Origin of the sequence: Tamlana sedimenti (assembly GCF_038148895.1) — a bacterium.
Classification (GTDB): Bacteria; Bacteroidota; Bacteroidia; order Flavobacteriales; family Flavobacteriaceae; genus Tamlana.
Window position 1 is genome coordinate 1,340,628 of record NZ_JBBVGQ010000001.1, and the last position, 11,848, is coordinate 1,352,475.

Here is an 11,848-nt window from a genome sequence, read left to right on the forward strand (position 1 = left end):
AAATAAATGATAATTATCAACAAATATGAGGTGTAAATCAGCAAAAAGTAGTGTGTAAAATGTCCATTTTATTGAAAATTTTGTCTTTTGATGATGTAATGGCTAAAATAAGTGACTTCTAATTACTTCTGTGATAAGTTACTTACCCAATAATCATCCCAGCAATGGTGGCAGAAATTAATGAAGCAATTGTTCCGCCTATGAGGGCTTTTATTCCGAATCTGGAAAGGGTTTTGCGTTGCCCAGGTGCCAAAGAACCAATTCCGCCAATTTGTATACCGATAGAGGCAAAATTTGCAAATCCGCATAGCATATAGGTGGCCATGATTATGGATTTTTCATAAGTTAGATGAATACTACTGCCTACATTTTTCAAATCAGCCAATTGAATATATCCGATAAATTCACTTGCAGCGATTTTTATGCCCAAAAGCTGTCCCATAAGCGCCATATCTTCCTGTGCAACACCAATAAGCCACATTAAAGGCGCAAACACATAACCTAAAATTAACTCTAAAGACAAACTTTCATAGGACGTGTTATTGGCTATCCAGCCGTTTAAATAGGTTATATCGCCAACCCATCCCAAAATACCATTGAACATGGCAATAAAGGCGACAAAAACCAATAACATAGCCCCAACATTTACAGCTAATTTTAACCCCTCAGTTGTGCCATTGGCAATGGCATCTAAAAAGTTTGAACCTATTTTTTCTTGAGAGACAGATACATCGGTATTTACATCTTCAGTTTGTGGATACAATATTTTAGAAATAACGATGGCTCCAGGGGCTGCCATTACAGATGCTGCCAATAAATGTTTTGCATAAAACAATCTTAAAGATGGGTCATCGCCACCAAGAAAACCAATATAAGCTGCTAAAACAGCACCTGCAACCGTTGCCATACCACCAATCATAACCAACAGCATTTCAGATTTGTTCATTTTTTCCAAGTAGGCTTTGATTAAAAGCGGCGCTTCGGTTTGCCCCAAAAAGATATTTCCGGCAACACTTAAACTTTCTGCTCCTGAAATTTTCAAGGTTTTTGAAAGTAACCAAGCCATGGCTTTTACGACTTTTTGAATAATGCCCAAGTAGAATAAAACTGAGGTTAACGCTGAGAAGAATATGATGGTTGGAAGCACTTGAAAAGCAAAAATAAATCCGAAGGTGTCCATGTCTACAACCAAGCCTTCAAAAAGGAATTTACTGCCGGCTCGTGTGAATTCAAGTACCTGAACAAACAGGCTTCCAATAAATTCAAAAATGTTTTTAATAAAAGGAATCTTTAAAACACCAATGGCAATTAGAAGTTGAAATGTCAGCCCGATACCAACAACTTTCCAGTTTATAGCCCGTTTATTACTACTAAATAAAAAGGCAATAAATACCAATGAAATCATACCGATAACTCCGCGCCAAAGACTGCCCATTGAGAAACCTTGGCTTGGTATTATTTCCGATGAGTTAGCGGAAGGCTTTTTGGATTCTAGTTCGAGTACATCAACGGATTTTAATTGATTGGAGACCGATTGACTGGAATCCACCAAAATTAAATCTGTCTTGGATGTCGTTTCTTCAGTTATTTTGCTTTGTTGAATGTCTTGAGCTACTGTTGGTGAAGTAAAAAATAAAAATAGAGCAACAAAAAACAAAAGCAATTTTCTCATATGTTATAAAGTGGTATTATTCTCTTTTGGAAATTTCGTCTCGAATGTGTGCCGCCTTTTCGTAGTCTTCTTTGGCAACAGCTTCATCAAGCAATTTTTGGAGTTCTTCAAGGGTTTTTCCTTTTAGATTTTCACGCGGTGCTTTGGGTTCAAGCTCGTTTGCAACTAGTTCATCCATTAAAATACTATCTTCAGCGCCCTCTTTTTCTTCGTCCTTTTTAGGGTTCACTTTTAAATAAATCCCCGCTTTATCAAGTATGTTTTTATATGTGAAAATAGGTGCCTGAAAACGGAGTGCCAAAGCAATGGCGTCACTGGTTCGGGCATCAATGATTTCCTCAATTTTGTCTCGTTCACAAATTAAACTGGAATAAAAAACGCCATCAACCAATTTGTGAATAATGACTTGTTTTACAACGATGTCAAATCGATCAGCAAAATTTTTAAATAAATCATGAGTTAAAGGTCGTGGCGGGCTAATTTCTTTTTCTAAAGCTATGGCTATAGATTGTGCCTCAAAAGCGCCAATAACGATAGGGAGTTTTCGTTCGCCATCTACTTCATTTAAAATCAGTGCATAAGCGCCATTTTGGGTTTGGCTATAGGAAATACCTTTTATGTTTAATCGTACTAAACTCATAATTTATTAAAAACGCAAAGAACTGTTTAAATTAGAACTTTACCAAGTGCCAAGACACAATTATATATAAAATGCTAATTTAAGCAGTTAAAAAGGACTATACAATTTATAAAAATAATAAATTACTCGGTAAAAGAGATTTATAAGCATAGCTTACTTATATCGAGCCGATTTACTGTTGCGCTTTAAAAGCTTTTAATTTTTCGATGAGTTCTGGAACTACCTGAAAAGCATCACCCACAACGCCGTAATCTGCGGCTTTAAAGAAGGGCGCTTCAGAATCTGTATTGATAACCACTTTTACTTTCGATGCATTAATTCCGGCCAAATGTTGAATTGCTCCAGATATACCTATGGCGATGTATAAATTTGAAGCTACGGGTTTCCCTGTTTGTCCAACGTGTTCGCTATGGGGTCTCCAACCTAAGTCTGAAACAGGTTTTGAGCATGCGGTAGCTGCACCTAAAACATCAGCCAGTTCTTCAATCATGCCCCAATTTTCAGGGCCTTTTAAACCTCTTCCGCCAGAAACAACAATTTCGGCATCGGCAATGGTAACTTTGTCAGTTGCCTTATCAACAGATTCTACTTTAACCTTTAATTCTGGAATGGAAGGAGAGAAGTCTTCTGAAGAAGCGCTGCCGCCACTTTCAACCAAACCATGTGAATTATTTGAAACCCCAACAATTTTAATATCGGTATTAATTTGGGTGTTTTCGAATGCTTTATTGGTAAATGCCGAACGTTTTACTGTAAAAGGACTGGTGCTGGAAGGTACATCAACCACATTGGATGCGTAACCTGCATTTAGGCCCACTGCCAATAGAGGCGCTAAATATTTGCTATCTGCACTAGAACTTATAATAACCACTTTAGTGCCTTCTTTTTCTGCGGCCTGTTTGATGACTGAAGCAAATGCATTGGCATTAAATTTATCTAACTGGCTGTTTTTTACGTTTAAAACTTTGTCCACACCATAGTTACCCAATGCTGAAGTGTCGTTCACATTTATGGCTACAGCTGTTACCGTAGTTCCGAGCTGGGAGGCAACTGCTTTGGCGTAGGAAGCAACTTCGAAAGCTGCTTTTTTAAATTTACCTTGTTCTGATTCTGTATATACTAAAACTGACATAAAAATTTCTTTAATTTTTTTCCTGAACGTGTTTCAGGAACTCATTATTATTTCTTCTGACTTTTTAAAATATTCCGAAACAAGTTCGGAATGATTTAGCCAGCTAAATCACTTTGGCTTCGTTGTGAAGTAGGTTTACCAATTCGTCTAAATTGTCTGGAGATACCAATGTAACCGCACCTTTTGGAGCAGGTTTTTCAAAGGAAACCGATGTGGTTTCAGCATTGGCATTAACAGGTTCAACCACAGTCAATGGTTTTTGTCTTGCCATCATGATACCTCGCATATTTGGTATGCGCAAATCACTTTCGTTTACCAAACCTTTTTGTCCACCAATAACCAAAGGCAATGAAGTTGAAACCGTTTCTTTGCCGCCATCAATTTCTCGAGTGGCTTTTGCAGCAGTTTCATCAACTTCTAGAGCAATACAGTTATTTATAAAGTTGGCTCCTGTTAGGCCAGCCAACATGCCGGGAACCATACCGCCATTGTAATCTATAGATTCGCGACCAGCAATAACCAAATCGTAGCCACCATCTTTAACCACATTGGCCAATTGTTTAGCCACTGAAAACCCATCGGTAGCTGCCGTATTTACACGAATGGCGGCATCGGCGCCTATAGCCAAGGCTTTACGTAAAGTAGGTTCAGTTTCAGCACCGCCAACATTTACAACGGTAACCGTTGCACCTTGTTTTTCTTTAAACCACATGGCGCGGGTTAAGCCAAATTCATCATTTGGGTTGATGACAAACTGTACACCATTTGTGTCGAATTTGGTGTCGCCATCGGTAAAATTAATCTTTGATGTAGTGTCTGGTACATGACTTATACACACTAATATTTTCATAATATTTTGAAGTTAAAAGGTCTTATTTTTTTCAGGATACGAAGGTAATTATTTTATTCTGAATATTTACTATGCGTGCATAGTAAATTTTAAAAAAATGTTACTAGAACATCCGCCTTTTATTGTTATTTTTGCTTCTCCATTTAAAATTTTTTTAATGAAAACAATTCAATTTAGAGAAGCCATTTGCGAAGCCATGAGCGAAGAGATGCGCCGAGATGAGAGCATTTACTTAATGGGTGAAGAGGTAGCCGAATATAACGGAGCTTATAAAGCCTCAAAAGGTATGTTGGACGAATTTGGCCCTAAACGTGTAATCGATACGCCTATTGCAGAGCTTGGTTTTGCGGGGATAGCCATCGGTTCAACTATGACAGGAAACCGCCCTATAGTAGAGTACATGACCTTCAACTTCTCTTTAGTTGGAATTGACCAAATTATAAACAACGCCGCAAAAATCAGACAAATGTCTGGTGGGCAGTTTAAGTGCCCTATTGTTTTTCGTGGCCCAACAGCTTCTGCAGGACAATTGGGAGCAACGCATTCACAAGCATTTGAAAACTGGTTTGCCAACACACCAGGTTTAAAGGTGGTTGTACCTTCAAACCCTTATGACGCCAAAGGACTTTTAAAGGCATCCATTCGTGATGATGACCCAGTAATTTTCATGGAAAGTGAGCAAATGTATGGCGATAAAGGTGAAGTGCCAGAAGGCGAATACATTGTGCCACTTGGTGTTGCAGATATTAAACGAGAAGGAACCGATGTAACCATCGTTTCTTTTGGAAAAATAATAAAAGAAGCTTTTAAAGCAGCTGACGAACTTGAAAAGGAAGGCATTTCTTGTGAAATTATTGATTTGCGTACCGTTCGCCCTATGGACAGAAAAGCCATTGTGGATTCTGTTAAAAAAACAAACCGTTTGGTAGTGCTTGAAGAAGCTTGGCCATTTGGCAACGTAGCTACTGAAATCACTTATTTAGTTCAATCTGAAGCATTTGATTATTTAGATGCGCCAGTTGTAAAAATAAATACAGCCGATACACCTGCACCTTACTCACCAGTATTGTTGGCAGAATGGTTGCCAAATCATGAAGATGTTATCAAGGCGGTTAAAAAGGTAATGTATAAATTATAGGAAACAATTCTTTAGAGAATATAAAGACTTCATTGGCGTAAATGTTAATGAAGTTTTTTGTTTTATAAAACTTAAATAGTCTATTTGTATATTTGCGCTAAAACCCCATTACCCCATTTCTTAATACGTTACCCTGAATGAACCTAAAACTGCTAATTTTCATTTTCTTTTTCGGAATTTTTTCTGCCTTTGCCCAAACAAAGGTCAGCGGTTATGTTTTTGATGAATTCGACACCCCTGTTGCTTTTGCTACTATAATTTTTAAAGGGTCAACAACAGGAACCATTACCAATGAAGATGGGCGGTTTTATTTAGAATCTGATGAAACATGGGATGCCTTGACCGTATCTTTTATCGGTTACGAAACATTGAATATTCCTTTGGAAAAAAAGGTGAATTACGATTTGAAATTTATTTTAAAGGAAGAAGCTGCCCAACTAGATCAAGTTGTGATTATTTCCGGTAAACAGCCCAAAAAGAACAATCCGGCCATAGATTTGCTTAAAAAAATATGGGCAAATAAACGCAGTAATGGCCTAAAACAATTTAAACAATATCAATACGATAAGTATGAAAAGGTTGAATTCGATTTAAATACCATTGATAGCGCCCTGATTAGAAGCAAGATGTTTAAAGGTATGGAGTTTGTTTTTAATGAAGTGGACACTTCTAGGGTTACTGGCAAAACCTATTTGCCCATGTTTATAAACGAAGCGGTTTCGCAAGTTTACGGCGATAATGTGATGAGTAAAACAAAAGAAGTATTAAAAGGAAACAAAAACTCTGGTTTCAGCGATAACCAAGTGATTATTGATTTTGTTGATGACCTGTATTCCGATTTTAATGTTTACGATAACTATCTGAAATTCTTTGATAAAAGTTTTGTGAGTCCATTATCCAGAACGGGTGTTAGTACTTATAATTATGTGCTTTCTGATAGCGCCTTTATAGATAATAAGTGGTGCTACAACATCATTTACTACCCGAGGCGTAAAAACGAACTAACCTTTAAGGGTGATTTTTGGGTGGCCGATACCACGTATGCCATCAAGGAAATTAATCTTCAGGCTTCAAAAAGTGCCAATATTAACTGGGTTAAAGAAATATATATTGAACAGGAATTTGAAGTGCTGAACGATTCTCTTTTCCTTGTAAAGCGCGATTATATGATGAGTGACTTTGCATTCAATAAAAAAGAAAAATCCAGAGGCATTTATGGAAAGCGAACCACGCTTTACGATAATTACAAGTTTGACATTGAGTTGGATAAGAAATTCTACGAAAAGGAAGTCACCAACTATCACGAGGATGTTTATAATAGAGATGAAAGCTTTTGGTCAGAAAACCGTTTGGAAGAACTAAACAAAGACGAAAAGGGCGTTTACAAAATGTTGGACACCCTAAAAACTGTTAAGAAGTTTAAACGGCTTTACAATTTAGGAAGCATTTTGGCATCGGGTTATATTGAGTTCAATACCTTACCGTTGGATTACGGGCCTATTTTTTCAACTTTTGGATTTAATGAGGTGGAAGGTTTACGGCTAAGAACAGGTGGGCGTACCTATTTTGGACCCAATGACCCTTGGCGATTGGAAGGTTTTTTGGCCTATGGTTTTGATGACGATAAGTTTAAATATGGTATTTCGGGCAAATGGCTGATTGATAGAAAAAGCCGACTCATAATTTCTGGAGGCAATAGGCGCGATGTAGAGCAAATAGGTGCTAGTTTAACCACTAGTACTGATGTTTTGGGAAGGAGTCTGGCTTCGTCGGCAGTGGTTGGAACAAGTGTCAACGATAAACTAACCACCATCAATTTAACGAGTTTGGCAGTGCAAGCGGAGCCTTGGCGCAACGTCATTTTTAGATTGGGGGGCAATTACCGTACATTGGAGTCCGCTTCGTCAACCTTTAGTTTAGACTATAATACGGCTACTGGAGTGGCTTCTGAGATTAAGCAGTTTGAGTCTACTTTGTCGCTTTCATATTTTCCAAAACGAAAAATGACCGGTTTTGGTGTGGAACGACGAATTGCCAACGACGATTTTGCCCGCTTGTTTGCCCAAGTGAGTTTAGGCGATAAATCGGTTTTGAATAGTGATTTTGATTATACCAAATTGCAGTTTTCTTATGTTCAGCCATGGCAAATTGGCGGTTTCGGTAGATTAACCACAACATTAGAGGCCGGTAAAACCTTTGGCGAAGTGCCACTTGGTTTGTTGAGCGTTATCCCCGGTAACCAATCGTATTTTTCAATTTACAATACTTTTTCGCAACTCGATTTTTATGAGTTTGTAACCGATACTTATGCCTCGTTTCATTTTGAGCATAATTTTAATGGCCGCCTGTTTTCAAGAATTCCTTTTTTACGAAAACTAAACTTGCGCGAAATTGTGAGCTTACGTGGGGCTTGGGGCGAGATTTCAGATGAAAATATTGCCTTAAACACCACCAATAACCCCAATAACATTGATTTGGTGGCACCATCAAACAAACCTTATTACGAATATAGTTTGGGTGTTGGTAATATTTTTAAAGTGTTTAGAATAGACTTTAATTTTAGGGGAAATTATAAAGATGCTCAACTATACCCCAATGCCCGAAAATTTGGGGTTACCGGAAGTTTTGGGTTTTATTTTTAGTAAGTTCGTTTAACTTTAAGATATGGGTTTTTTTAATTATCTGTATCGGTAGTTAAACGAAGGTAGTTGAAATTTTTTACAAAGTCAATAATGGCCAATAAAAAAGCCCTATGAAAAATCATAAGGCTTTTTTATTAATTCTTAATTGGATAAATTTTTACAACCCAAAAACTGCTTTTACTTTCTCAACATAATCCAGCTTTTCCCAAGTAAACAATTCAACATCAAGTGTAACGGTTTCGCCGTTAGGCTGTGAAAAGGTTTTGGTAACAGTTTCGTTTTGTCTACCCATATGGCCATAAGCAGCCGTTTCACTGTACATGGGCGAACGTAGTTTTAAGCGCTCTTCTATGGCAAACGGACGCATATCAAAAATCTCAGAAACTTTTTCAGCAATTTCACCATCTGTCATATTAAACGGGCAAGTGCCATAGGTGTCAATAAAAATACCCATAGGTTCTACCACGCCAATAGCATAGCTAACCTGTACCAAAACTTCGTCGGCAACACCAGCAGCCACTAGATTTTTGGCGATATGGCGCGTCGCGTAAGCAGCACTACGGTCTACCTTACTTGGGTCTTTTCCAGAAAATGCCCCGCCACCATGGGCGCCTTTTCCGCCATAAGTGTCCACTATAATTTTACGGCCTGTTAACCCGGTATCGCCGTGGGGGCCACCGATAACAAATTTTCCTGTTGGGTTGATGTGGTATTTTATGTCGCTGTTAAATAATTTTTGAATGGATTCAGGAAGTTTAGCAACCACTCGCGGAATCAAGATATCAACAACGTCTTTTCTGATTTTTGCCAACATGGTTTCGTCATCGGCAAAATCGTCGTGCTGGGTCGATACCACTATGGCGTCAATACGTTGCGGAATATTGTCGTCGCTATATTCAATGGTTACCTGGCTTTTGCTGTCTGGGCGCAGGTAAGTAATCTCTTTGTTCTCCCTGCGCAATGCAGCAAGTTCCTTTAAAATTCTATGCGATAAATCTAAGGCCAATGGCATAAAGTTTTCCGTTTCGTTGGAGGCATAGCCAAACATCATGCCCTGGTCGCCAGCACCTTGCTCTTCTTTTTTGCCACGGTCAACACCTTGGTTAATGTCTTCAGATTGCTCATGGATAGCCGAAAGCACACCACAAGAATTACCATCAAACATGTATTCGCCTTTGGTGTAGCCAATTTTATTGATGGTATCGCGCGCAATTTTTTGAACATCCAAATAGGTGTGCGATTTAACCTCACCAGCAAGAATAACTTGTCCTGTTGTAACCAAAGTTTCGCAGGCTACTTTGGATTCTTTGTCAAAAGCTAAAAAATTGTCGATTAACGCATCGCTAATTTGGTCTGCAACTTTGTCTGGGTGACCTTCAGAAACACTTTCTGAAGTAAATAAATAAGCCATATTTTTTATTTTATTGCAAGATTTGACGGATAACGTCCAAGGAAGTGTGCACTGCCTTTAGCATTTTTGCTTGTGCCGTATCTGTTACGCCACAAAGAGGTTGCAATCAGTCAAATCTTTCCTCTTATTGTTTTTGGTTGGGCAAAAGTAAAAAAATAATGGAAAATGGACGTTAATATTTGCCTAAAAAATAGACCCAGCACCAATTCAATCTATTTATTGAAATGGCCTCGTCATACCCCGCTTTTTTTCCAAAATAATTGGTAGTTAAAAATTATTTGCAAATATTTGCGGCACCAAATGAAAAAGCAAGTATCAAATATCATTTTTACGGTTGTCGGTGTCATTATTTCACTGGGCTAGTAGGGTGGTATAAAAGAATAAAAATACATTTTTAGCCTTCCTACTTATTGGAGGGCTTTTTAATGCTTTTTTTTTCATTTTGAACATCATAAAAATAATAGATTAATTACTTGTTTTTCAAATGATTAAGTAGGTTTTTGAAGTCGTGAGTTTAACCCAATCTAGCAATGGTAGAGCCTGATAAGTAATCAATCAATTAATTTCGAAAATTATTTGGGCTATTTTGGGGAATTCTTGTTAAAAATCTTAAAATTTTAGAATACCAAACAAAAAACGAATTAAAGCACTGAATTATTCATAACTAAAATGAAGGAACTAAATAAACACAGTAAAAGACTAACACAAGATGAATCTCAACCGGCCTCGCAGGCCATGTTATACGCCGTAGGTTTAACGGATGAAGACATGAACAAAGCCCAAGTTGGTATAGCCAGTACAGGATACGATGGCAACCCATGTAACATGCATTTGAATAATTTGGCCGCTGAGGTAAAAATTGAGTGTAAAATAGCTGGATTGGTTGGTTTAGGGTTCAATACCATTGGTGTGAGTGATGGTATTTCAATGGGGACTTCGGGGATGAATTATTCTCTGGCATCTCGCGATATTATTGCGGATTCTATCGAAACGGTAATGAACGCCCAAAGTTACGATGCGTTAATTTCTGTTGTTGGTTGCGATAAAAACATGCCTGGTGCCGTTATTGCTATGCTGCGTTTAAATCGTCCGTCAATTATGATGTACGGCGGAACTATCGCTTCAGGAAACTATAAAGGACAAAAACTAAATATTGTTTCTGCTTTTGAAGCTTTGGGACAAAAAGTGGCCGGTGAGATTAATGAGGAAGAGTACAGGGAAATTATAAAAAGAGCTATTCCAGGGGCGGGAGCTTGTGGTGGTATGTACACCGCAAACACTATGGCTTCGGCCATTGAGTGTATGGGGTTTGCATTACCTTACAACTCGTCAATTCCTGCCGAAAACCCGAATAAATTATCAGAAAGCGAAAGAACGGCCATTGCAATAAAAAACCTTTTGGAACTGGATTTGAAACCTTTGGATATCATTTCAAAAAAATCCATTGAAAATGCTATTGCTTTAGTAAACGCACTGGGAGGTTCTACAAATGCCGTATTGCATTTCTTGGCTATTGCGCATGCGGCGGATATCGATTTTACATTGGAAGATTTTCAACGTGTGAGTGATAGAACACCATTGATTGCCGATTTAAAACCAAGTGGAAAATACTTAATGGAAGATGTCCACGGTATTGGTGGAACGCCTGTCGTAATGAAATATTTATTGGATAATGGTTACTTGCACGGTGATTGTATGACCGTTACAGGAAAAACTTTAGCTGAAAATTTAAAGGATGTCGAGCCGCTTAAGTTCGAAGAAGAAGATGTTATCTATCCTATAGATAAGGCGCTTAAATCTTCAGGAAATCTTCAGATTCTTTATGGAAATTTGGCAACTGAAGGAGCTGTGGCTAAAATATCAGGAAAAGAAGGCTTGGTGTTTGAAGGTAAAGCCGTGGTGTATGATGGCGAGCAAGCTGCTAATACAGGAATTTCAAAGGGAGAAGTTGAAAAAGGCGATGTAGTCGTCATCCGATATGTGGGCCCAAAAGGAGGTCCTGGTATGCCCGAAATGCTTAAACCGACGTCACTAATTATGGGTGCTGGTTTAGGAAAATCGGTAGCATTGATTACAGATGGGCGTTTTTCAGGTGGAACGCACGGCTTTGTAGTTGGGCACATTACCCCAGAAGCGCAAACAGGAGGAACTATTGGATTGGTGAAAACGGGCGATAGAATAAGAATCAGTGCAGAAGATAATTCCATAAATGTATTGGTTTCAGATGAAGAATTGGGAGAAAGAAAAGCAAAATGGGTTGCTCCAGAATTAAAACATAAAAAAGGAATTTTATATAAATATGCAAAATCAGTGGCATCAGCTTCAAAAGGCTGTGTGACGGATGCATTTTAATTGTCATTCCT

The 11,848-nt window shown here is 38.2% G+C and carries 8 protein-coding genes; 3 read left to right on the forward strand and 5 right to left on the reverse strand.

Annotated features, from left to right (window positions below):
• Positions 1-142: 142 nt before the first annotated feature.
• The 4 genes from WJN01_RS05875 to WJN01_RS05890 all read right to left on the reverse strand — a co-directional run bounded on the left by WJN01_RS05875 (position 143) and on the right by WJN01_RS05890 (position 4,294).
• On the reverse strand, positions 143-1,672 hold the full coding sequence (locus WJN01_RS05875; protein WP_445196202.1) for a NupC/NupG family nucleoside CNT transporter: 1,530 nt from the start codon (positions 1,670-1,672) through the stop codon (positions 143-145).
• A gap of 16 nt (positions 1,673-1,688) precedes the next feature.
• Positions 1,689-2,312: a bifunctional nuclease family protein gene (locus tag WJN01_RS05880; RefSeq protein ID WP_445196203.1), complete on the reverse strand. Its 624-nt coding sequence runs from the start codon at positions 2,310-2,312 to the stop codon at positions 1,689-1,691.
• Positions 2,313-2,484: 172 nt separating this feature from the next.
• Positions 2,485-3,444: an electron transfer flavoprotein subunit alpha/FixB family protein gene (locus tag WJN01_RS05885; protein ID WP_445196204.1), complete on the reverse strand. Its 960-nt coding sequence runs from the start codon at positions 3,442-3,444 to the stop codon at positions 2,485-2,487.
• A gap of 103 nt (positions 3,445-3,547) precedes the next feature.
• Positions 3,548-4,294, reverse strand: a complete 747-nt coding sequence (locus tag WJN01_RS05890) for an electron transfer flavoprotein subunit beta/FixA family protein (RefSeq protein WP_445196205.1) — start codon at positions 4,292-4,294, stop codon at positions 3,548-3,550.
• A 157-nt stretch (positions 4,295-4,451) separates the two neighbouring features.
• Here WJN01_RS05890 and WJN01_RS05895 point away from each other — a divergent pair, with 157 nt between their 5' ends.
• On the forward strand, positions 4,452-5,432 hold the full coding sequence (locus WJN01_RS05895) for a pyruvate dehydrogenase complex E1 component subunit beta (protein ID WP_445196206.1): 981 nt from the start codon (positions 4,452-4,454) through the stop codon (positions 5,430-5,432).
• Positions 5,433-5,569: 137 nt separating this feature from the next.
• A complete protein-coding gene (locus WJN01_RS05900; RefSeq protein ID WP_445196207.1) occupies positions 5,570-8,074 on the forward strand; it encodes a DUF5686 and carboxypeptidase-like regulatory domain-containing protein in 2,505 nt (834 codons plus the stop codon).
• Between the two features lie 157 nt (positions 8,075-8,231).
• On the opposite strand, the gene metK is transcribed toward WJN01_RS05900, so the two are convergent.
• Positions 8,232-9,485, reverse strand: coding sequence for a methionine adenosyltransferase (gene metK, locus WJN01_RS05905; RefSeq protein ID WP_445196208.1), 1,254 nt, complete (start codon positions 9,483-9,485; stop codon positions 8,232-8,234).
• A gap of 669 nt (positions 9,486-10,154) precedes the next feature.
• Between metK and ilvD the strand changes: the two genes are divergently transcribed.
• Entirely contained in the window at positions 10,155-11,837 is a 1,683-nt protein-coding gene (gene ilvD, locus WJN01_RS05910; RefSeq protein WP_445196209.1) for a dihydroxy-acid dehydratase, read from the forward strand.
• The last annotated feature ends 11 nt before the right edge of the window (positions 11,838-11,848 follow it).